The organism is Mesorhizobium sp. M1163 (genome assembly GCF_040318415.1).
In the GTDB taxonomy this organism is placed as follows: domain Bacteria; phylum Pseudomonadota; class Alphaproteobacteria; order Rhizobiales; family Rhizobiaceae; genus Mesorhizobium.
In genome coordinates, this window is sequence record NZ_JAMYMF010000028.1 from 58,216 (window position 1) to 78,462 (window position 20,247).

Annotated in this window: 21 protein-coding genes, 1 other RNA gene and 1 pseudogene; 9 read left to right on the forward strand and 14 right to left on the reverse strand. The window is 62.3% G+C overall.

Annotated features, from left to right (window positions below; all coding sequences use genetic code 11):
- Nucleotides 1-7: 7 nt before the first annotated feature.
- The 3 genes from modA to NKH43_RS24420 form a co-directional block, all read right to left on the reverse strand.
- Nucleotides 8-799 (reverse strand): molybdate ABC transporter substrate-binding protein, encoded by a 792-nt coding sequence (gene modA, locus NKH43_RS24410; protein WP_352860194.1) that lies wholly within the window; start codon nucleotides 797-799, stop codon nucleotides 8-10.
- 274 nt (nucleotides 800-1,073) lie between these two features.
- The gene (locus tag NKH43_RS24415) at nucleotides 1,074-1,868 is read right to left on the reverse strand and encodes a thymidylate synthase (protein ID WP_352482986.1); all 795 of its coding nucleotides are present in this window, start codon (nucleotides 1,866-1,868) and stop codon (nucleotides 1,074-1,076) included.
- A 113-nt stretch (nucleotides 1,869-1,981) separates the two neighbouring features.
- Nucleotides 1,982-2,293 carry a DUF2853 family protein gene (locus NKH43_RS24420; RefSeq protein WP_352860196.1) on the reverse strand — a complete coding sequence of 104 codons (312 nt, stop codon included), beginning with the start codon at nucleotides 2,291-2,293 and terminating at the stop codon, nucleotides 1,982-1,984.
- A gap of 162 nt (nucleotides 2,294-2,455) precedes the next feature.
- On the opposite strand from NKH43_RS24420, the gene ssrA reads away from it, so the two are divergent.
- Nucleotides 2,456-2,811, forward strand: a transfer-messenger RNA (tmRNA) gene (gene ssrA / locus NKH43_RS24425).
- An 83-nt stretch (nucleotides 2,812-2,894) separates the two neighbouring features.
- Here ssrA and NKH43_RS24430 read toward each other — a convergent pair.
- Entirely contained in the window at nucleotides 2,895-4,691 is a 1,797-nt protein-coding gene (locus NKH43_RS24430; RefSeq protein ID WP_352860198.1) for an acetolactate synthase 3 large subunit, read from the reverse strand.
- Between the two features lie 402 nt (nucleotides 4,692-5,093).
- On the opposite strand from NKH43_RS24430, the gene NKH43_RS24435 reads away from it, so the two are divergent.
- On the forward strand, nucleotides 5,094-5,834 hold the full coding sequence (locus NKH43_RS24435) for an SDR family oxidoreductase (protein ID WP_352860199.1): 741 nt from the start codon (nucleotides 5,094-5,096) through the stop codon (nucleotides 5,832-5,834).
- Nucleotides 5,835-5,900: 66 nt separating this feature from the next.
- Here the strand turns inward: NKH43_RS24435 and NKH43_RS24440 are convergent.
- The 3 genes and pseudogenes from NKH43_RS24440 to NKH43_RS24450 all read right to left on the reverse strand — a co-directional run.
- Nucleotides 5,901-6,110 (reverse strand): annotated as a pseudogene (locus NKH43_RS24440) (LysR family transcriptional regulator substrate-binding protein); the annotation flags it as partial.
- Nucleotides 6,076-6,693, reverse strand: a complete 618-nt coding sequence (locus tag NKH43_RS24445) for a LysR family transcriptional regulator (RefSeq protein ID WP_352860201.1) — start codon at nucleotides 6,691-6,693, stop codon at nucleotides 6,076-6,078. The pseudogene NKH43_RS24440 and the gene NKH43_RS24445, both read right to left, overlap by 35 nt.
- 129 nt (nucleotides 6,694-6,822) lie before the next feature.
- A complete protein-coding gene (locus NKH43_RS24450; RefSeq protein WP_352860203.1) occupies nucleotides 6,823-8,028 on the reverse strand; it encodes a multidrug effflux MFS transporter in 1,206 nt (401 codons plus the stop codon).
- Between the two features lie 167 nt (nucleotides 8,029-8,195).
- Between NKH43_RS24450 and NKH43_RS24455 the strand changes: the two genes are divergently transcribed.
- The 4 genes from NKH43_RS24455 (at nucleotide 8,196) to NKH43_RS24470 (ending at nucleotide 10,016) form a co-directional block, all read left to right on the forward strand.
- Complete coding sequence (locus tag NKH43_RS24455) at nucleotides 8,196-8,885, forward strand: TetR/AcrR family transcriptional regulator (protein ID WP_352860205.1); 690 nt, start codon at nucleotides 8,196-8,198, stop codon at nucleotides 8,883-8,885.
- A 133-nt stretch (nucleotides 8,886-9,018) separates the two neighbouring features.
- A complete protein-coding gene (locus tag NKH43_RS24460) occupies nucleotides 9,019-9,555 on the forward strand; it encodes an SspB family protein (protein WP_023676707.1) in 537 nt (178 codons plus the stop codon).
- Nucleotides 9,556-9,573: 18 nt separating this feature from the next.
- On the forward strand, nucleotides 9,574-9,777 hold the full coding sequence (locus tag NKH43_RS24465) for a DUF4169 family protein (RefSeq protein ID WP_023720822.1): 204 nt from the start codon (nucleotides 9,574-9,576) through the stop codon (nucleotides 9,775-9,777).
- Nucleotides 9,778-9,794: 17 nt separating this feature from the next.
- Entirely contained in the window at nucleotides 9,795-10,016 is a 222-nt protein-coding gene (locus NKH43_RS24470; protein ID WP_023720823.1) for a ribbon-helix-helix domain-containing protein, read from the forward strand.
- 3 nt (nucleotides 10,017-10,019) lie between these two features.
- Here the strand turns inward: NKH43_RS24470 and NKH43_RS24475 are convergent, their stop codons facing one another.
- Nucleotides 10,020-10,292 (reverse strand): CBS domain-containing protein, encoded by a 273-nt coding sequence (locus NKH43_RS24475; protein WP_245278655.1) that lies wholly within the window; start codon nucleotides 10,290-10,292, stop codon nucleotides 10,020-10,022.
- Between NKH43_RS24475 and NKH43_RS24480 the strand changes: the two genes are divergently transcribed.
- The gene (locus NKH43_RS24480) at nucleotides 10,176-10,421 is read left to right on the forward strand and encodes a winged helix DNA-binding protein (protein ID WP_352844476.1); all 246 of its coding nucleotides are present in this window, start codon (nucleotides 10,176-10,178) and stop codon (nucleotides 10,419-10,421) included. The two genes, NKH43_RS24475 and NKH43_RS24480, sit on opposite strands and share 117 nt — an antisense overlap.
- Before the next feature lie 11 nt (nucleotides 10,422-10,432).
- On the opposite strand, the gene NKH43_RS24485 is transcribed toward NKH43_RS24480, so the two are convergent.
- From NKH43_RS24485 to NKH43_RS24495, 3 genes are all read right to left on the reverse strand, one after another.
- Nucleotides 10,433-14,497, reverse strand: a complete 4,065-nt coding sequence (locus NKH43_RS24485; protein ID WP_352860207.1) for an AsmA family protein — start codon at nucleotides 14,495-14,497, stop codon at nucleotides 10,433-10,435.
- A 114-nt stretch (nucleotides 14,498-14,611) separates the two neighbouring features.
- Nucleotides 14,612-15,133 carry a hypothetical protein gene (locus NKH43_RS24490; protein ID WP_352860208.1) on the reverse strand — a complete coding sequence of 174 codons (522 nt, stop codon included), beginning with the start codon at nucleotides 15,131-15,133 and terminating at the stop codon, nucleotides 14,612-14,614.
- Nucleotides 15,134-15,237: 104 nt separating this feature from the next.
- Nucleotides 15,238-16,650, reverse strand: coding sequence for an FAD-binding oxidoreductase (locus NKH43_RS24495; protein WP_352860210.1), 1,413 nt, complete (start codon nucleotides 16,648-16,650; stop codon nucleotides 15,238-15,240).
- Between the two features lie 119 nt (nucleotides 16,651-16,769).
- Between NKH43_RS24495 and NKH43_RS24500 the strand changes: the two genes are divergently transcribed.
- Together NKH43_RS24500 and NKH43_RS24505 are read left to right on the forward strand one after the other, a co-directional pair.
- Nucleotides 16,770-17,255, forward strand: coding sequence for a thioesterase family protein (locus NKH43_RS24500; RefSeq protein WP_023720828.1), 486 nt, complete (start codon nucleotides 16,770-16,772; stop codon nucleotides 17,253-17,255).
- Nucleotides 17,256-17,402: 147 nt separating this feature from the next.
- Nucleotides 17,403-17,600, forward strand: a complete 198-nt coding sequence (locus NKH43_RS24505) for a hypothetical protein (RefSeq protein ID WP_023676715.1) — start codon at nucleotides 17,403-17,405, stop codon at nucleotides 17,598-17,600.
- A gap of 226 nt (nucleotides 17,601-17,826) precedes the next feature.
- Here NKH43_RS24505 and NKH43_RS24510 read toward each other — a convergent pair whose 3' ends face one another.
- The 3 genes from NKH43_RS24510 to NKH43_RS24520 all read right to left on the reverse strand — a co-directional run bounded on the left by NKH43_RS24510 (nucleotide 17,827) and on the right by NKH43_RS24520 (nucleotide 20,167).
- On the reverse strand, nucleotides 17,827-18,444 hold the full coding sequence (locus NKH43_RS24510; protein WP_352860211.1) for an MOSC domain-containing protein: 618 nt from the start codon (nucleotides 18,442-18,444) through the stop codon (nucleotides 17,827-17,829).
- 141 nt (nucleotides 18,445-18,585) lie between these two features.
- Entirely contained in the window at nucleotides 18,586-19,707 is a 1,122-nt protein-coding gene (locus NKH43_RS24515) for a beta-ketoacyl-ACP synthase III (protein WP_352844480.1), read from the reverse strand.
- A 121-nt stretch (nucleotides 19,708-19,828) separates the two neighbouring features.
- Nucleotides 19,829-20,167 (reverse strand): hypothetical protein, encoded by a 339-nt coding sequence (locus tag NKH43_RS24520; protein ID WP_245278656.1) that lies wholly within the window; start codon nucleotides 20,165-20,167, stop codon nucleotides 19,829-19,831.
- Nucleotides 20,168-20,247: the final 80 nt, after the last annotated feature.

A 20,247-nucleotide genomic window follows, 5' to 3' on the forward strand; every position in this document is an offset into this window, starting at 1 on the left:
CCGTTCGTCAGTTGCTCGGCGCAAGCACGGTAAAACCTTGCGCCTTGAAGAGTTCGCCAGCCTTGGCGGATTGCAGGCATTTCAGGAATGCCGGGGTATCCTTGCCCTTCGAATCCGCAAGCTGGGCAACCGGATAGATGATCGGCGGATGTGTATTGTCGGGGAAAGTGCCGAGCACCTTCACGCCAGGCTCGGCATGCGCGTCGGTGGCATAGACGATGCCGAGTGCTGCCTCGCGGGTCGACACCAGCTTTAGGGCGGCGCGCACATTCTCGGCCTGCGCCACCTTGCCTTCGACGGAAGACCAGACACCGAGCGATTCGAGCGCCGCCTTGCCGTATTTGCCGGCCGGCACCGCCTTGAAATCGCCCATGGCAAGTTTGCCGTCACCCACGAGCCCGGCAAGATCGAAACCCTTTTCAATCCTGGTTTCAACCTTGGAATCCTGCGGCGCGATCAGCACGATCTGGTTGCCGAGCAATTTCACTTCGGTGTCGGGCTTGGTCAGCTCCTTGTCGGAAATATATTTCATCCAGTCGAGATCGGCCGAGATGAACACGTCCGCCGGCGCGCCGCTTTCAATCTGCTTGGCCAGCGCCGAACTCGCCGCGTAGGAAATGGTTGCCGCCTCGCCGACACTGGCCTCGCAGGCCTTGTTGACGGCATCGAGCCCGTCCTTCAGGCTCGCCGCGGCAAACACGACCACCTTGTCATCGGCATGGGCCGCCGGCACCGCGGCCATCAGCATGGCAGCGAGACCCGCGATGGCAATCGTCGTCGAACCTTTGCGCGCCAGCATGAACTCTCCTCGTCTCGGATCGCCCGAAGCCGTCCATCGATATATCCATGTGAACATAACAAGGAAAGGCTCTTTACCAGGCGACGGCATTCTGAGCTGCGGTTTTCTCCGCCTGCGATAACCTCCTTTAGATACAGCGGTATCGAGGTCGAAGAAAATATCGCATGGAATCTGTTGCGCGCACCACAGACGTCGGTCGATCAAGATGGATGCTGACAACGTCCGAGGGCGTAGCCGCAGTAGGCAATTTCGATATGCACAGTCAGGTAGGGTGCTAAACCGCGATCGGTGCCTTGATCGTCGCGTCGGCGAAATAGTTGTCGAGCCGGAAATCCTCGAAGCCGAAGGCAAAGAGATCCTTCACCTCGGGATTGATCCATAGCGTCGGCAACGCCTTGGGCGTACGCCGCAATTGTTCGCGCGCCTGCTCGAAATGGTTCGAGTAAAGATGCGCGTCGCCGAGCGTGTGGATGAAATCGCCGGGTTTCAATCCGGTCACCTGCGCCACCATCAGCGTCAGCAACGCATAGGAAGCGATGTTGAAGGGCACACCGAGAAAGATGTCGGCGGAGCGCTGATAGAGCTGGCAGGAAAGCTTGCCTTCCGAAACATAGAACTGGAACAGGCAGTGGCAGGGCGGCAACGCCATGGCCTCTACCTCGGCAGGGTTCCACGCCGAAACGATCAGCCGCCGCGAGTTAGGATTTTTGCGTATCTCCTTCAGAAGATTCGCAATCTGGTCGATGGCGCCGCCATGGCCGTCCGGCCACGAACGCCATTGCTTGCCATAGACCGGGCCGAGATCGCCATTCTCGTCGGCCCACTCATCCCAGATCGAGACGCCGTGATCGTTGAGATATTTGATGTTGGTGTCGCCGGCCAGGAACCACAAAAGCTCATGGATGATCGACTTGAGGTGCAGCTTCTTGGTGGTGGTGACCGGAAAGCCGCGGGCCAGGTCGAAGCGCATCTGGTAGCCGAATATCGAGCGTGTTCCGGTGCCGGTACGGTCGCCGCGATCTGCGCCGTTTTCCAGCACATGCTTCAGAAGGTCGAGATACTGGCGCATCGGCTCCGGTCCGATTCGGGTTGTCAGCCATCATAGCCGAATGACCGTCGGCCGAACACAGCAAAGCGAGACAATTCCAGCAGAAGCCTCGCCAGCATCAGCGGCGAGTTTGTTCAGAGCGAGCCGAGCATGCCCAGATCCTTGGCGACAAGATAATAGAACGTCACCCGGTTCTTGCTGTTGTCGGCCGCCATCGCCTTGCAGGTCTTTTCGATAGCCGCATCCGCCTTGGCGCCGTCGGTGACACCGAGCTTGCCAGCGACCCAGCTGTTCCTGACGCGCTTCAGTTCCTCCGGGTCGGTGCAGGACACCAGCGAGGAATCGCGGTTCCTGAGCGCGATGCCCAGATGCTTGACGATCTTGGCGACCGCGTCGGCATCCGCCGCCGCATCATATTTTTTTACGTCTGCGAGATAATCGGCCATCGAATTTCCCCTCGTCGGCGCCACGGGATCCGGTCGATGAGGATTGTGGCGCGCTGCCGCAACTGTGCGCTGGGTCTCCTCACCGCCGCAAAGCTTCGGTTGAGACCGGCTGCAAGTCAACCCCTTGATGATCCACTTTGACACGGACGAAAGTGGCATTCCGGCCTTTCATTTTCCACCGCCAGTCCCTATATTCGCCTCGTCGGCTCGACCGACTATGGTGATAAACAGGCGATGAAATAAGCCGTTCGGACCCGGGGGCGGTACCCGGCGCCTCCACCAAAAACCGCTGCTCAAGAGCGGCTTTTGCTGGGGGCGAAATAGGATCGACGAAGGTGTAAAGATCGTACTTTTGCCCGGCATTGTACCACCGTTATCGGGCTAAACTTATAGTTGCCAACGACAACTATGCGGAAGCACGTCTCGCCGCGTAAGCGGTGCGATAGCTTCAATTCAAGCCCTAGTGGTTCGCACTTCTAGGCGGGGTTCGGAGGTACCTGGCAACAGAAACCTCCATTTCTTCCTTTTTTGATATGTGCAGCTGCAGGCCTCGCCGGCTGGGCTTTTTATGCGCCCTGATACGCTCAAGACGCCGCGGCGTTTATACCAGCCCCTGGCTGACCGCGTCGATCGCACCGGCGAATGTTTCACCAGTAGCCTCATCGGGCAACAGCATCTCATTGTGCCCTCTGCCCGTCCGGACCATCGGAAAACAATTGGCGAGCTTGGCAACACGACAGTCGAGGAGCACCGGCCGGTCCACGTCGATCATTTCCTGTATCGCATCGTCAAGGTCGGCTGGTTTGTCACAGCGCAGGCCGACCGCTCCGAACGCCTCGGCCAATTTGACAAAATCGGGCAAGGCCTCGGAATAGGAATGCGCGAGGCGGTTGCCATGAAGGATTTGCTGCCACTGGCGAACAATGCCCATATACCCGTTGTTCAGGATGAATATCTTGATCGGCGCGTCGTACTGGACTGCCGTCGACAGCTCTTTCATGGTCATCTGAACCGACGCGTCGCCGGCGATATCGATGACGAGGCTGTCCGGATGAGCGATCTGCACGCCGAGCGCCGCCGGCAGGCCGTAACCCATCGTCCCCAGGCCGCCCGAACTCATCCAGCGGTTCGGCTTTTCGAAGCCGTAGAATTGGGCCGCCCACATCTGATGCTGGCCGACTTCAGTGGTGATGTATGTGTCGCGATCCTTCGTCAGCTCGTAAAGGCGCTGCACCGCATATTGCGGCATGATCACGTCGTTGTTCATCTCATAGGAGAACGAATTGCGTGCGCGCCAGCCGGCGATCTTTCTCCACCAGTCCTGAAGGCGGCTTCCATCCGGTTTCTGAGATAATGCGCGCCATAGACGAACCATGTCACCCAGAACATTGCCGACATCGCCTTGTATGCCGATATCGACGTGGACGTTCTTGTTGATCGAGGACGGATCTATATTGATATGGATCTTCCTGGAGTTGGGCGAAAAAGCATCCACACGCGAGGTCACGCGGTCATCGAAGCGCGCGCCGATACAGATCATGACGTCGCAATCGTGCATCGCCATGTTCGCCTCATAGGAACCATGCAGACCGACCATCTTGAGCCAGTTCTTGCCGGAGGCGGGGTAAGCTCCAAGGCCCATAAGCGTCGAGGTGACCGGAAAGTCGGTCAGTTGAACCAGCTCCCGGAGCAATGTCGATGCTTTCGGGCCGGAATTGACGATGCCGCCGCCGGCATAAATAACGGGACGGCTGGCATTGGCCATCAGCGCTATCGCCTGGCCGATCTTGTTGATGTCGCCCTGCAGCTTCGGTTGATAATTTTTCAGCGCAGCAACGTCCGAACGCGGCGTGTACATCCCGGACGCAAACAGAACGTCCTTTGGCATGTCGACGAGAACAGGCCCCGGTCGCCCCGACTGGGCGATGTGGAACGCCCTATGGATCGCTGACGCTAAGTCATCGACGTCTTTGACCAAAGAGTTGTGCTTGGTGCAGGATCGCGTGATGCCGATCGTGTCACATTCCTGAAAGGCATCGGAGCCGATCAATGTTGTCGGCACTTGTCCGGACAGACAGACGATCGGCACTGAATCCATCAGTGCGTCCTGCAGGGGCGTCACGGCATTCGTCGTGCCTGGGCCTGACGTGACCAGCATCACGCCGACCTTGCCCGTGGACCGGGCATAACCCTCGGCGGCATGGCCGGCGCCCTGTTCATGGCGCACGAGGATATGCTTGATGTCGTCCTGCTGGAATATCTCGTCATAGATCGGCAAAATAGCCGCGCCGGGATAGCCGAAAATATGCTCCACACCATTGTCTTTGAGTGCGCGGAGAACGATCTCCGCTCCTGTCATGCGGTTGCTCGTATCCTGAATGGAATTATCGCTTGTCATGGTTCTGTCCCGTAGCGTGATGAGGATGGGTTGACGGGGCATCGCCGAAATCGGGCGTAAGAAGAATTGCGGGCATAAAAAAGGCCCCGTCGGGAGCCTGTTTGTCGCGCACGGGTGGCTGTCGCCGGATGGTTACACCATCCTGCCCGTGCGCTTTCCTACCACTGCAAGAACCATTGCGATCTTCATGATGATCGCTGCTACACAGAAAATCGCGCATCGTCAACGTCTCAGGCTGAGGCGTCTCAGGCTGAGGCGAAATCCAAGGGCTTTCGATCATCGGAACCTCCGATGGCAGCATTCGTATCTTCCCGTTTCCCTTCTCCCCTGCCTTTGTCGAACAAGGCTTCAGTTTCTCGCCGCGTGTCGGTCACGCCCCGCGAGCTACCTGATGGAGATAAGATGAACCAGGAAACCACGCCAAAACCCGAACGCATCCTGATCGTTGGCGGCAGTTCCGGCATGGGGCTGTCGCTTGCCGAACAGCAGCTTGCTGCCGGCGCCGAGGTTACGATCGTCGGCCGCTCCGAGGACCGGTTGTCGGCCGCACGGCAGCACTTGCCTCACCCGGAAAGGCTGAGGACGATCGCAGCCGACGTCACAAGCGAGGACGAGGTCCAGCGCCTGTTCGAGGACGTCGGTACGCTCGACCACATCGTCTCGACCGCCGCAGACATCATCGGCGTCTATGTGTTGCTTCCCGAGATGGACGTCTCGATAGCGCGGAAAGTGATGGATTCCAAAGTCGTCGCGCCGCTTCTTCTCGCCAAACACGGCGCGCCTCGTCTGACGCCCAGGGGGTCGATCACGCTGACCTCGGGCATCGCCGCCTATCGTCCGGCGGCGAAAGGCTCGGTGGTGGCAGCCGTTAATGGAGCCCTTGGCTCACTCGCCTACGCGCTTGCCGTCGAACTGGCGCCGATCCGCGTCAATGTCGTCTCGCCGGGCTGGGTCGACACGCCGATTTGGGATGCCGTCGTCGGCAGCGGAAAGACGGTCGCGCCGGACGCCATGGCAAAGCGTCTGCTCGTCGGCCGGATCGGCCGGGCAGCCGACATCGCTCAAGCCATCACGTCCCTGATGCATAACGGCTTCATCACCGGAACCGTGCTTGATGTCGATGGTGGCCAGCGATTGGTCTAGTGATGGCCAGACCTCGCGAACCATTGCGAGGAACAGCCGCAAGACCGGCGCTTGAATGCGCCGGTGGCGCCATACCATGGTGACCGGCGTCACCGGGCTGCTTCCAACCCAAGGCAGCACGACGATATTGGCATCAGCTGCAGAAGCCACGAGACGTGGGACCAGCGCGCATCCAAGACCGGCTGCAACAAGGCCCCGTATCGCGCCCATGCTGGCGAACTCGCCGACCAGTTTTGGACGGTCAGGCAACGTTGCGGCAAACGTTTCGTCGAACATCCACCTGTAGACGCAACCGGGCTGGGACGAGGAAGGCCTCGTCAGCCAGATCGTCGGGCGTTATGGCAGAATATCCGGCCAACCGGTGATTTGCCGGCATTATGATGACGAGCTCTTCTTCTGCCACCTGCTCGCTTCGCAGCTCCGGCGCCGCCACCGGGGCGGCCCCGAAATGCAAAGACACGTCCAGCGCCCCGCTGGCCACGCCGGCACGCAACCGGCCGCTATCGTCCGCCTGGAGGTTCAGTTCCACGTCTGGATAGCGCCGGTGGAATTCGCTCAGCAAGGCTGGCAAGCGCGTAACGCAAAGCGTCTCCAGGCCGCCGACAGTCAGGCGACCGGCAACCGTGCCGCTCGCGTCGGCGACAGCGGAACGGGCTTCGTCCGCGAGGTCGAGGAGATCGTTTGCGTAGTCCAGCAGGCGCTGTCCCGCCGCCGTCAGCTTCAAGGCACGCCGTGACCTGTCGAACAGCGACGTGCCCAGATCGGCTTCCAGCGCCTGGATCTGTTCCGTCACGCTCGATTGGGCAAGATGAACCCGCTCGGAGGCGCGTGTGATGTTCAAGGTGGTGGCGACCGCCACGAATGTCTTGAGATGTCGAAGCTGCATGTCCTGAACCCGTCATATAGGCATAGGCTGCTTTGAACCGGGATCGCAAACGTGAAAAGGCCGGGAACATCGCCCGGCCTTTTTTGTCTCGCTAGGAGAAGCTTACTCCGCCGGCGCTTCCGCAGCTTCGCGGCTGCGGCCGAGCGTTACCTTGGCCAGCGTGAAGGAGATCGCCGCGCAGAGCGTGATGCCCGCCACCATTGGCAGCGGCGTGCCGTCAAAGAACACGCCGGCGACACCCATGGCGACCGCGCCGATGGCGAAGTGCAGCGTGCCCATCAGCGCCGACGCCGTGCCGGCGATCTCACCATGCTCTTCCATGGCCAGCACCGACGTGGTCGGGATAACCAGGCCGAGGAAACCGTAGCCGACGAACAGCAGGGCCGCCATCACGTCGAGCCGGTCGACACCCGAGGCCATCACCGCGAACAACACCACCATCGTCGTCGCATAGCCGGTCACCGCGACGCGTACCACGCGCTGCAGCCCGAACCGCTCCGACAGCAACCCGGTCAGCTGCGACATGCCGATGAAGGCAACCGCATTGATCGAGAAGAACACGCTGTAGACCGAAGGCGACAGCCCGTAATGGTCGATCAGGATGAAGGACGAGCTCGACAGATAGACGAAGAAGCTCGCAATGCCGAAGCCGGCGATGGCCGTCAGGCCAAGGAAGTTGCGGTCGCCCATCAGGAAGCGGTAGCCGGAAAGTGCCGTCCCGAAGGACGACCCGGCGCGCTCCTCGACCGGCCGCGTCTCCTTGAGCGAGGTCGCCAGCAGGATGGTGGCGAGCACAGCCGCGCCCGTCACCGTCCAGAACACGGCGCGCCAGCCGAAGTTCTCGATGATTTGGCTACCGGTCAGCGGCGCCAGGATCGGCGACACCGAAAAAACCAGCATCAACAGCGACATCAGCTTGGCGGCTTCGGTGCCGGTGTGCAGATCGCGCACGATCGCGCGCGGCACCGCCATACCGGCGCTGGCGCCGAGCCCTTGCAGGAAGCGGAAGGCGATCAGCCATTCGATCGACGGGGCCAGCGCCGAGCCGACGCCGCCGGCCATGAACAGCGCCAGGCCGCCATAGAGCGGCAGCTTGCGGCCGACCATATCGGAGATCGGTCCGACGACGATCTGACCGAAGCCCATGGAAAGAAAGAAGATCAGCAGGCTCATCTGCACCGCGGCGGTGCCGGCATGCAGATCCTCGCCGATCGACGGCAAGGCCGGAAGATACATATCGATGGCAAACGGGCCGATGGCGGACAATAGGCCGAGCACGACCGCAATGCGGAGGAATTTGGCGTTCATGATAGCAGGCTCTTTCGAATTCTGGTTGCCGCCGCGGGCCGGCGTGTAACCCTAGGACGTTCCATCCCGTGGAGTTCCGACTCTTCTGCGGAACGAAACCCCCTCGTATTAGTCCACAAATTTAGACAGGCTTGTCTAATTCGTCAACCACCTCTATATAGTTTTGCATGAAGGCCAACGTTTCTCCTGACATTTTCCCGCCGCGGGGCCATGAGGCCAAGCGGATGTCAATTGTCGACGCCGCCGCCTCGGTCTTCTGCCGCGAAAGCTTCGCCGGTGCCAATATCGACATGATTGCCGCCGAAGCCGGCGTCTCCCGCCAGACCATCTACAATCATCATGGCGACAAGGAAAAACTCTTCGTTGCTATCGTTCGCGACCTCACCGAACGTTGCAATGCCGGCATCTTTGCCACGATCTCCACTTTTCCCGATCGACCGAAGGATCTCGAGGCCGACCTCATCGCCTTTGCCGTCCGGATGAACCACAACTGCATCTGCAACCGCGACGGAAAATTCCTGCGCAAGCTGATCCAGAGCGAGGGCGAGCGCTACCCCGAGCTCTTCGCCGAATGGCGCGAAGAAGGACCGGGCAGGACATGGCCGGCGATCGCCGCCCGTTTCGCCCGCCTCGCTCATGCCGGCTTCCTTGGTATCGACGATCCCGATGTCGCAGCGCGCCAGTTCATGGCGCTTGCCAATGCCGAGTTGCAGACGACGTTCATGCTCGGCGGTACACCGACCGAGGACGAGGTGGTGCAATCGGCGACAAATGGCGTGCGCACCTTCCTGCGCGCCTTCGGCAAGCGGCAGCATGTGGTCCGGGCAAGCAAACAGGGCGTGCTCGCCAGCGCTTGACGATCAAGCCGTTTGGCGATCAAATCGTCGCCAACAGGCTTCGCTTCCGCACCCCGGCGATCTATATCCGGTTTACGCCGCGCTCAAGCTTGATTACAGCTATCAGGACGATTCAACGGAAGCCGACAGCCACATGGCCGACGACCACATCCGCTACGACATTCTGGCCCAGGAGGCGTTGCGCGGCGTCATGCGCAAGGTCCTGGCCGAGGTCGCGCGCACCGGTCTCCCAGGCAACCATCACTTCTTCATCACATTTCTCACCGGCGCGCCGGGCGTGCGCGTATCTTCGCGGCTGCGCGAACGCTATCCCGAACAGATGACCATCGTTATTCAGTTCCAATATTGGGACCTGAAGGTGAGCGACACCGGCTTCGAGGTCGGGCTGTCGTTTTCCGACGTGCCGGAGAAACTGGAAATCCCGTTCTCGGCCGTACGCGGCTTTTACGATCCGTCCGTCAACTTCGAGCTCGAATTCGACGTCAAGACGGATACCCCGGCTGAACAGGAGACAAAGGCCAAGCCTGCTCCCGAGCCGCTGGCCATCGTCGCCGAGAAAAAGCCTGAGACGAAGAAGAAAACCGCTGAGGCGGAAAAGAAGCCTGCCGCGGCCGACGCCGGCGCCAAGGGGGCCGACGTGGTGTCGCTCGACGCCTTCCGCAAGAAGTGACCCGACGGGCGGCGTGACATGGCCGAGATCGTCAATCTCCGTCAGGCACGCAAGCAGAAGGCGCGAGCCGAGAAGGAGCGCCTGGCCGAACAGAACCGGGCGCTGCATGGCCGTTCCAAAACCAGCCGGGATCGCGACCGCCTGATCGCCGACAAGGCCGACAAATTCGTCGCCAGTCATCGCCGGGAAAAATCGGGCGATTCGGACAAATCCGATGCTTGAAGTGTGAGGGCGGTCGCGTGAGCCCGGTCGAAAAGCGCTCGGTCACCATTCGCGGCCACCGCACCAGCTATTCGCTCGAAAAGCCTTTTTACGACGACCTGGTCGCCATCGCGGCCGCGCGAAAATTGACGCTCGCCGCGCTTGTCGCCGAAATCGACGAGAGCCGCCCGCGCGATGCGAACCTCTCCTCGGCGCTCAGGCTCTATGTGCTGGACTGGGCCAAGCGCCGCAAGTTGTAGCCTTCAGGCAACGCTATTTTGTTTCCTGCGCCGGATACGGAAGCCCAGCAAAGCCGAGCGGTCGCGTTCTTCGGCCTGCTTCTTCGATCTGACACGCATCAGGTCCTTCCAGCCGACATAGCCCACCAGCCGCGCATTTTCTCGCGTGACGACGGGCAAATGGGACACGTTCGCCATCAGCAGCTTGTCGGAGGGGCCCTCGAGATACTCATCCGGATAGGCAACCGTCTTTGCGAAGCCGGGCTCGTCGCGAGGGACCACGACGAGGAGGACCACCGCCGCGTGCTGCTGCGGCTGACCGACCGCGCCGACGACAGTCTCGCCGATCTGTCAGCCGCTCATCTCGACGAACTCGGGCGGATCGAGCCGATGCTGAAGCGCTTGCTTGCTGGACGCGGCGCATAAGGGATGCGCCGTCACCCGCCATTCAGCGATTTTAGCAGATCGTCGATCGACGAGGGATCGAACTTGAGCTTTGGCGGGGGCGGCACTGAGGGTGGCACGTTATTTGCGGCCGGTGGCGCACGTTCTGCTTTCTGCGCTTGCTCCGCCGCGGCCTTGCGTTCGGCGTCGAGCTTTGCCTTCTCTTCCGAGGCGATCCGCAACGCCTCTTCCGCCCTCTGGCGTTGCTGTTCTTCGGCCTGCGCTGCTTCCTCGGCAGCCTGTTGCGCCGCCTCGGCTTTGGCTTCGGCATCCGCTTTGGCCTTTGCAGCCGCCTCGGCTTTCGCCCTGGCCTCGGCTTCGGCCTTCGCCGCTGCATCCGCTTTCGCCTTGGCTACAGCCTGCGCCCTGGCCTCCGCTTCGGCTTGGGCCTGAGCCTCGGCTTCGGCCTGTGCCTTAGCGTCCGCTTCAGCCTTCGCCTTGGCTTCAGCCTGCGCCCTCGCCTCCGCTTCGGCTTGGGCCTGCGCCTCAGCTTCGGCCTTTGCCTTGGCGTCGGCCTCGGCCTTCAGCCGCGCTGCTTCCTGTTGCCTGCGCAGTTCCTCCGCCGCTCTTTCACGCTCGGTTTGCAGGGCAGCGTAGTAGCGCACCTCACGCCGCAGCCTTTGTTTCTCGAGCAGCGCGGCTTGCATGGCTTCGACCCGCTGCTGCTCCTTTTCCAGCGCACGCTGGGTCAGGAACTGTGCCAGTGGCTCGCTGTCGAACTGCCGTTTGATGGCGCCGAACGGCCCGTCGACGCTGAAATTCAAAATCGGTTCGGAGCCGACCAGCGCCTCGTCGCCGGGCCGGTAGGCGATCTCGCCCTTAGCATCGACGGTGCTGGTATTCAGATCGGCGGTGATGTCGGCGGACAGCGTCGCGCCCGGGCTTTCGAATTTGACCGGCTGCGCCCTCAGCGTGCCGCCGGCGATGGTGAAGGCAATATCGGTGTCCTGCGCCGGAAAACTGCCCGCCGCGGCGATCTGCGGCACAAAGCCGGCAGTCTTCGACGCGTCGATATCGCGCCCTATCGCGTCGGCCTTGGCAATGAATGCGCCAAAGGCATCGGGATTGAAGCCGGCAATGGTCATGCCCTTCAGCGTCGCCGTGCCGGAACCGGACAGCGCCGCGACCATCGCGTCGACCGATTTGCCGCTGGTCGAAAGCGCCGTCGAGAAATCGCCGCTTCCGCTGAAACCGGCCTCCGGCAGCACGGCTGCCAGATCGGAGCCGGCGAGTTTCATCTGACCGGAGAAAAGCCCGGTGCCGTCATTGTTCTTGAGCTCGAACAGGCCACTCAACTCGCCGCCGAGGAATTTTGCCTTGAGGTCGGAAACACGGATGCCCTCCTGGTCGAGCTGCAGCGAAAGCGCAGCGTCATAGGCGGTGGCAAGCGAGCCGGCGGCAAGCGACGCCGCCGTCAGATCGAGATCGGCGGTAAATGGCAAACTGGATTTCTGGCTGAACGGTGCCGTCGGCCAGGCCCCGTCATTGACGAGGAAGGCCTGGTCGCCGAACAGCATCACCGCCATCGGATCGAGGTCCAGCTCGTCCAGCGACAGCGCGCCGGCAAGATGCGGCAGCCCCTCCTTGACGTCGATATTTACGTCACCGGAAACCGCCGCTTCGTTGACGGCGCCGTTGAGGCCGCTCAGCACCAAAAGACCATTGCCGTAGTCGGCATCGGCAGCAAGCGACGTCGACATGCCGGTCCCCATGCCAGGCAGGCCGACGCCGGTCGTCATCAGCCATGGCTCGATGTCGGCCGTTTCCAGGCTGACCTTGCCCTTGGCGGCCGCGCCCTGAGGCGTGTCGGCAACTGTCCCGTCGAAACCAGCTTTGAAGTCGTTGCCGGCCAGGCTGAAGCGTGTCGCCAGGCCGCCGCCAAGTGTGCCTTTGGCCGAGACGTCGGTGGTCGCCTCGCCGAGCATGCCGAGTGGCAGCGCCGGCAACCCGTAAAGCGCCAGAAGTGCGGTGGCGTCGGCGTTCCGGGCATTGAAGGTCAACGTCACCGGCGCTTCGAGGGGCCGGTCGAGCGCCCCTTTGCCGGACAGCGACGCCGAAAAGGCCGAACCACCGGCCCTGCCCTGTGCGCTCATTGCCAGTCCCGTCGTACCGTCGCCATTGTCTGCGGCACTCGTGACGGCGTCGATACGCGCATCCTGGAACAGCTCCGGATAGGCAGCGGCCCGCGCCGCCAACCCGTTCAGCACCGCATTGTCCGGATAATGCCGGACGGCGACGTCGATCAGCGGCTTGAGGTCGACGGCGACCACCGAGGCGTCGAGCTTCCCGGTCGGGCTCGCCGGGAAGTCCTTGATCCGGCCGGTGGCGCTGATAGAGGCGCCGGCAAGTCCGCCGACCGACAGGCGGTCGATCTCAAGCAGCCCGTCGCGCAATCTAAGCGCGGTGTCGACGCTATCGGCGGTCAACCCACCTGCGCTGACCGGCCCGGCCTTGATCTGGAAATCGAGGTCGCGGTCGGAAAAGCGGTTGGCTCCCTTGTCGCTGACGAAGATTGAGGCGAAGGCGGCGAGTCCATCGACGTCGAGTTCGCCACCTTCCAGTTGCATCAGCACCGATGGCCTTGTGTCTTCGGGCTGGGCGGAATCGATGCGGCCGGAGAACTTCGCCTTGCCGAGGATGAGTTCGAGATCGCTGAAGGCCTGGTGCTTTTCACTCAAATCTACTTTTGCCTTGAAGCCGGCGGCCGGCAAGCGGCGGATCGCCTCGTCGACGTCCTTCGACAGCCAGGCGGCAAAGCCGGAGGGCTGCGCCACAGCCAGAAGCAGCGATCCGGTGAATCCAAAATGATCCTCGACGCTGACCATGCCATTGGCTTCCAGCTTGGCGCGGCCGGGCAGTGTGGCGGCCAGCGATTTCACCGCCCAGCCGCCCTCGGCCGGTTCGGCGGACAGATGCACGTCGCGAACCGTGGTGTCGCCTGCCACCACCGCCGGCAGTTTCACCTCGACCATGCCCGGTATGGTCGGCTTCGGCAGATCGAGCAGCGCCTGCTCCAGCGCCGCCGCCCGCTCGGACAGCGTCAATCCGGCACCGGCCGCCGCCCCCACTGCCTCGTCGAACTGCACCTGCGCGCCATTGGCCTCGATCGAGAAATGCGGCTTCAGCCCAAGGTCGACCGCAGCCTTGCCATCGGCGGTGTAGGGATTGTCGAGCGGTCCGGTCTCGAAGCGGAACTCGTCGACGCCGAGCTCCTGGTGGTCGAGCGAAAACTTGCCGTTCAGCCTGAAGCCCGGGTCCGGTTTGCCGGCGCTGACTTTCACTGCCTCGCCGTCGGTGCCGCGCAACTGCGCTACAGTCTGGTCTGCGTCCGATATCTTGAACTGACCCGAATAGACGGCGGCGCCCTCGACGAGGCCCACATTGCCATCGGTCTCGATGATCAGCGGATAGGCATCTGGATCGGCTTTGAGCCTGAGCCGCATTTGCCCGTCCGGCTCGGCCTTGCCGGTGGAAGCGGCGATCGTGGTCCGCAACCCGTCCAGCAACAGCGAGCCGTCCATCCGCCAGGGGCCGGCCAGCGACTTGGCCGAGATCGTCGAGTTGATCTCGGAAATAAGATGGCTGCGCCCGCCTGCGGCGTGGCTGAGCGCGATCTGTCCTTCCGTCACCGTCAGCTTCTCGATGGAGATCTGGCCAGGATCGAAGGGCGAGGACGGTCGTATCGTCCAGTCGACCGTGCCGTCGGCGGCGATGTCGATCATCGCCTTCGGCCGCACCAGACGCATGTCGAAGATCAGCACCTCGCCGCGCAGGAATGGCGCGAGTTCTGCATCCATCGAAAAGGTTTCGACGGTCATCGCCGGCTGGCCGTTGGGGCCGCCGGCAACGGCGACGTTGGAAAAGGTCACCGAGGGGAATGGCAGCAGCCTTGCCGTTGCATCGCCTCGCACGGTCACCCTGCGGCCAAGAACGGCGCTCGCCTCGCGCTCGAAATCGGCACGGTAACCCGTCCAGTCGACAAAGTACGGCACCACCAGCGCCGCACACAGCACCAGCACGAGAAGCCCACCGAAGATCACGAACAGGCGTGCGAGCATGACTCCGAAGCGGTTGATTGAAAATCAGCCGCACTCTACCCGCATCAGCGTGTCGATAAAGAGGCAATTCCCGCCAGACAGGCGTCCAGGGCAAAAGAAGGCGGCCAAGAAAACTCAGCGTGCGTCGCGCTTTGCCTGCGCCACCTTTGCCGCCTGCCGCTGCCGGCCGAGTTCCATCGGCCGGATCAGATTCTCGGGCCGCCGGCTCACGATCGCGCGCATGCCTTTGTGCGCGGTGGGCGTGTTGAACTCGGGACCGTCTGCCGCAGCGCCCTGCTTCATGGACAGCGCCTTGCGTGCATTCTCGACCAGCGAAACACGCGCTGCCAACTGGCGGCGGCGTTCGGCCTCGCCATTGAGCCGCCGCATGGTCATCGCCAGAACCGCCAGCTTCAACTGCGAACCTTCATCGGCCTTCGAGGCGCCTGCGCCCTTTGGCGCACCCTTGCCGCGCATTTCGCGGCGGCGGCGATGCGCCTCGGTCTGGGCCTTGTCGCGCCGTTCTCTTAGGAGCTTGACCAGGCTGGCGAGTTCGGCGTCGGCAAGATGCTGTACCGCTGGATGGTGCGACTTCTCGACGAGAGCATGTTCGTCGGCGCTCAGCGCCCGAGCCTCTTCCTTGCGTGAAATCGCCACGACACCATTCCTCCGTCTGTGACGCCTGCCTGCCTCTCGGGTCCTTGGAGTCTCGGTCCAAATGGTGGTGCGGTCAAGCCAGGGACCGTCTGGATCTTCTTCCACTATTCGGCCGGCAATATCTTGCCGGGGTTCATTATATTCAGCGGGTCGAGCGACTGCTTGATCGTGCGCATGATGTCGACGCCATGACCGAGCTCATGCCGCAGGAAGCCGATCTTGCCCTGCCCTATGCCGTGCTCACCAGTGCAGGTGCCGTCCATGGCGATGGCGCGCATATTGAGCCGCGCCACGAATTTTTCCGCCAGCGCGATCTCCGTCGGGTCGTCCACGTCCATCAGCACCAGCACATGGAAATTGCCGTCGCCGGCATGGCCGACGATCGGTGCGATCAGGCCCATCTCGGCGATATCCGCCTCGGTCTCGGTGACACATTCGGCAAAGCGCGAGATCGGCACGCAGACATCGGTCGACAGGCCCTTGGCGCCCGGCCGCAGCGTCAGCGACGACCAGTAGGCATCGTGCCTGGCCTTCCACAATTTCGTCCGCTCTTCGGCGACGCTGGTCCACAGGAACGGGCCGCCGCCATTTTCCTCGGCGATCATGCCGAAAGTCTCGGCCTGTTCGGCAACGCCGGCATCGCTCCCGTGGAACTCGACGAACAGGCACGGGCTCTCCGGATAGTCGAGCTTCGAATAGGTCTTCATCGCCCGCATCTGCAGCGCGTTGACCAATTCGATGCGCGCCACCGGAATGCCCATCTGGATGGTCGCGATCACCGCGTTGCAGGCCGCCTCGACGCTGGGAAACGGGCAGACGCCGCCCGAAATCGCCTGCGGAATGCCCTGCAGCTTCAACGTCAGCTGGGTGATGATGCCGAGCGTGCCTTCCGAGCCGATCAGCAGCCGCGTCAGATCGTAGCCGGCCGAGCTTTTCTTGGCGCGCTTTCCGGTCGTCACCGCTTCGCCGTCGGCCATCACCGCCGTCAGTGACAGGACGTTGTCACGCATCGTCCCGTAGCGCACGGCGTTGGTGCCCGACGCCCGTGTCGCCGCCATGCCGCCGAGCGAAGCGTTGGCGCCCGGGTCGATCGGAAAGAACAGGCCGGTGTCGCGCAGGTGCCGGTTGAGGTCCTCGCGCGTCACGCCGGGCTCGACGGTGCAATCGAGGTCCTGCGGATTGACCGCGATGATGCGGTTCATGCGTGACGTATCGAGCGAGATACCGCCGCCCGGCGCATTGGTGTGACCTTCCAGCGAAGAGCCGACGCCAAAGGCGATCACCGGCACGCGATGTGCCGCGCACGCACGCACGATCTCCTGCACCTCCTCCGTCGTCTCGGCAAAGGCGACGCCGTCCGGCGCCTGCGTCGGGATATAGGTCGTGGTGTGCGCGTGCTGGGCGCGGATCGCCTGGCCGGTCTGGAATCGCTCGCCGAGCCGCTCCTTAAGGATGCCGAGCACGGCGGCAATGCCTTCCTCGTTGCGTTCGACCGGGTTGAGGTCGCTTAGGGCCATCGATTCCTCCGCGAATGGACCAGCGTCCACCCTTGTTCTGCATCTAGGGATGCGTAGTCTCACCAACCACGCTCTGTCCAGTCCACGCCCATCCCGGCATGACGAGAAGGAAGTTTCCGATGCCCATCCCCGCCCCTTTCGTCTCTCGCGCCATGGACATCGAGAAGGCCTGGATCGACTACAACGGCCATCTCAACATGGCCTATTACAACGTGCTGTTCGACCGTTGCTCCGACGAAGCCTTCGAGATGATGGGAATGGGGATGGACTATGTAAGGGAACGGCGGCTGACCATCTACACCGCGGAAGTCCATGTCTGCTACGTCCAGGAGCTGCATCTCGACCACAAGGTCACGGTCTCGTTCCAACTCCTCGACCATGACGACAAGCGGCTGAGGGCCTATCAGGAAATCCGCCATGTCGACGGCTGGCTTGCCGCCACGTCTGAAACGCTGTCGCTGCATGTCGACATGGCTGGCCCGAAGGTGGCGCCCTTCCCCGCCGACGTCCTTGCCAATGTGGAAGCGATGCGCGCCGCCCATGCCGCCCTGCCGATGCCGGAGCGCGCCGGCCGCTCGATCGGTATTCGTCGTAAGCCGGCTTGAACCGCAACCCAACCGCCGTTAACCTTACCGAGGTTTTAACGTGAACAAGCCGAATTGAGACGTTGAACGACTCAGCGCGGCGTTGGAAAACCATCCGCATCGAATTGCGATACGGGCGGCGGAGCAGCAGCGGTTCGGGGAACGTGCATGAAAACCGACATCAAGGTCGAGGCGGACAGGCTGGCGGCTGACCCACGCATCACCGACTATGATTTCTGGCGCTCGCTGAAGAACCTCAACAACGAGATCTTCCACATTGCCAACAACAACGAGCCTATTCCCTTCGCCATGATCCGCTGGCGCGCCATCCTGAAGCAGGCGCGGATGAAACGCGGCCACGCCTGAAACTGTTATGATAACACCGAGCTTGCGGCACAAGAAGACAGCGTTGCTTACGACAACGAATGGTCGCCAGGCAGCAAGCCACCGAATTCCGGCATCTATCGTTGCAAGAATTGCGGTGACGAAATTGCGACGAACAAAGAAAACGGCCAAACAACGCGATGGATTGGAAGCTGTTTCAGCAGCCAACTACAAACAGACAATCCCTGATCCTCTAAGATTTTAGTCTTCAGGCCCGGTAAATCCACTGTTCTGGCACGCGCACCGAAATCTCCTCGCCGGCCGTGATCGTGCCGGGCTTCTCGACCCAGGCGACGAGGCCGCGCAAACGCTTCGCCGCTTTCGCGAACAGCAGCGCGCCGGCCTCGTGATCGGCCATCCCGGCATTTTCGGCGACCGATCGCCCGGCGATGCGGCAAGGCCCGTTCTGCGCGTCGATCTTGACAGTCGCGCCGCCTTTGAAGAACAGCAGCGCGCCGGACGGCAGCATCGAGAGGTGCGGCAGGCCTTCGATCAGGAGATTGGCGCCGATCCATTCCGGCTTGATCTCGGCGATGCCCATCCGTTCGGCAACGATTGCCAGTTCGTCCGCCGCGACGATCGACAATTGCCGTTCGTTGCGCATTTCGGTGCCGCGCGGATACCAGGGTTCCCGTCCGCCGGAGCGCCGCGTCGTGCCGGCGTGGAAATCGCTTTCAATGCCGTCGAAGCCAAGCTGCAACTTATCCACCGCCCGTGTCTCGAAATGATCGAATGGTGCGAGATAGAGCGAGGCCACCCTGGCGGTGAGCTTTCGCGCCGGGACGATCTCGACCGGAGTTTCGGCTTCGGGAAAAAGATCCGGCATGGGTTCGTTCCTCGCGTGATACGCGCAATTAGCCGCGGTCAGCTCATCGGGTCCAGTCGAAAGCGCTGATGCTCCGATCAAGCGGACTGATGCGACTCTGCTCGGCGCGTTCCGATGCTGGTTCCGTTCGCGCCGAAATGGTCAAAGCATGCGCAATAGCGCGCCGCCGATCGAGTAGCCGGCGCCGAAGGCGCAGAGCAGGCCGTAGTCGCCGGCCTTCATGTCGGCATGGTTCTCCGACAGGGCGATGATGGCACCGGCGGCGGCAGTATTACCGAGGCGCTCCAGCACCATCGGCGCGCGGTCATGGTCGACGTCATGGCCGAACGACAATTTCAGGATCATGGCATTCATCCGCGCATTCGCCTGATGCAGCCAAAAGCGCCGGATCGCTTGCGGTGTCAGCCCGTGTTCGGCCAGGAATTCGACGATGAACTTGTGGCCGGCGACGGTGACTTCCTTGAACACCTTGTTGCCGATCTGCTTGATCAGATTGCCTTCCAGATCGATCATGTACGGATCGTCCTGGGTGGCGCGGGTATAGTAACCGAGATTGGTGCGGATGCTGTTCGACATCTGCGTCCAGGCACGCGTGTCGAGCACCTCGAAACGCCCCGACCGCTTCTCGCCCTGGGCGAGCCCTTCGACGATCATCGACACGGACGCGTCGCCGAAGATGAAATGCGTCTGCCGGTCGCGAAAATTGAGGTGGCCCGTGATGATCTCCGGCGTCGTCACCAGTACGCGTTTATGCGCCCCTGCCCGCACCAGATTGACCGCAATGTGCAATGCGGCCGCCGCCGAAGAGCAGCCAAGCCCCATGTCGAAGCCGGCGCCTCTCGTGCCCAGCGCCTGCTGCATTTCGATGGCGATAGCCGGATAGGGCCGCTGATGGTGCGAGGCCGAGCAGATCACCAGGTCGATGTCCCCAGGCTTCAGCCCGGCATGATCGAGCGCCTTGCTGGCCGAGGCGATGCCGAACTCGGCCTCCAGCGACAGCGCATCGTCGGGCCGCGCCGGGAAGCGCGGCGCCATGCGGGTCGGGTCGAGGATGCCTTCCCGTTCGATGACATGGCGGGTCTGGACGCCCGAGGCGTGGACGATGAAGGCACTGTCCGATTTCTGCAGCAGCGGCTCGCCCGAGACCTCGCGCCGGACGTTCTCCATGTCCACCCAAGTGTTGAAGCTGGCGACGAGCTCCTCATTGGTGATCGACGCTTCGGGGATTTCAACGCCGATGCCGCTGATGATGACGCGATGCATTTCCAGTTCGTCCCGTGCGCAGGCGTTGCGGCTTCATGTCGACGCCGCAAAAGCTCGGCGCAACCTCTTTTTGCACCTAGCCAGTTTATGCCGGCTTAAATCAAGTCCCTGGAACGGGTCTTTACCAGGCGCAGAGCTTGGTATTGGTCTGCGGGTTGTTCCAGCAGGCACCATCATCATTGCTGCGCACGAATTGCCCGGGCAGCGGCACGTTGCGGCGGCCGAGATTGACATAGCCGTAGGCAAAACCCGGTCCGTCGATCTCCAGGACGTAAGTCGGATAGCCCGGCGCCGAGATGCGAAAGCTGCCGGCATCGTCCAGCGCCCGATAGCTGCAGGAGAAATAGCCGTCGTCGCTGGTGAAGCAGCGCGCTCGCTTGGCCTGCGCCGATATCGAGAAGGCGAGCACCGCGGCCGCACAAATGCTGCCGCCGAAAATGAGCGTTTTCAGTGTCATCATCCACCCCCCATGGCCCATGAGGGCCGTTATCCCTGCCCCAGCGAGATGCGCATGACGGCGAAAGCCGGTCAAGCATCCGC

Coding starts and splice junctions, on each gene's coding strand:
- modA (WP_352860194.1), bottom strand. CDS start 799: ATGCTGGCGCGCAAAGGTTCGACGACGATTGCCATCGCGGGTCTCGCT.
- NKH43_RS24415 (WP_352482986.1), bottom strand. CDS start 1,868: ATGCGCCAGTATCTCGACCTTCTGAAGCATGTGCTGGAAAACGGCGCA.
- NKH43_RS24420 (WP_352860196.1), bottom strand. CDS start 2,293: ATGGCCGATTATCTCGCAGACGTAAAAAAATATGATGCGGCGGCGGAT.
- NKH43_RS24430 (WP_352860198.1), bottom strand. CDS start 4,691: ATGACAAGCGATAATTCCATTCAGGATACGAGCAACCGCATGACAGGA.
- NKH43_RS24435 (WP_352860199.1), top strand. CDS start 5,094: ATGAACCAGGAAACCACGCCAAAACCCGAACGCATCCTGATCGTTGGC.
- NKH43_RS24450 (WP_352860203.1), bottom strand. CDS start 8,028: ATGAACGCCAAATTCCTCCGCATTGCGGTCGTGCTCGGCCTATTGTCC.
- NKH43_RS24455 (WP_352860205.1), top strand. CDS start 8,196: ATGAAGGCCAACGTTTCTCCTGACATTTTCCCGCCGCGGGGCCATGAG.
- NKH43_RS24460 (WP_023676707.1), top strand. CDS start 9,019: ATGGCCGACGACCACATCCGCTACGACATTCTGGCCCAGGAGGCGTTG.
- NKH43_RS24465 (WP_023720822.1), top strand. CDS start 9,574: ATGGCCGAGATCGTCAATCTCCGTCAGGCACGCAAGCAGAAGGCGCGA.
- NKH43_RS24480 (WP_352844476.1), top strand. CDS start 10,176: ATGGGACACGTTCGCCATCAGCAGCTTGTCGGAGGGGCCCTCGAGATA.
- NKH43_RS24485 (WP_352860207.1), bottom strand. CDS start 14,497: ATGCTCGCACGCCTGTTCGTGATCTTCGGTGGGCTTCTCGTGCTGGTG.
- NKH43_RS24495 (WP_352860210.1), bottom strand. CDS start 16,650: ATGGCCCTAAGCGACCTCAACCCGGTCGAACGCAACGAGGAAGGCATT.
- NKH43_RS24500 (WP_023720828.1), top strand. CDS start 16,770: ATGCCCATCCCCGCCCCTTTCGTCTCTCGCGCCATGGACATCGAGAAG.
- NKH43_RS24505 (WP_023676715.1), top strand. CDS start 17,403: ATGAAAACCGACATCAAGGTCGAGGCGGACAGGCTGGCGGCTGACCCA.
- NKH43_RS24510 (WP_352860211.1), bottom strand. CDS start 18,444: ATGCCGGATCTTTTTCCCGAAGCCGAAACTCCGGTCGAGATCGTCCCG.
- NKH43_RS24515 (WP_352844480.1), bottom strand. CDS start 19,707: ATGCATCGCGTCATCATCAGCGGCATCGGCGTTGAAATCCCCGAAGCG.
- NKH43_RS24520 (WP_245278656.1), bottom strand. CDS start 20,167: ATGATGACACTGAAAACGCTCATTTTCGGCGGCAGCATTTGTGCGGCC.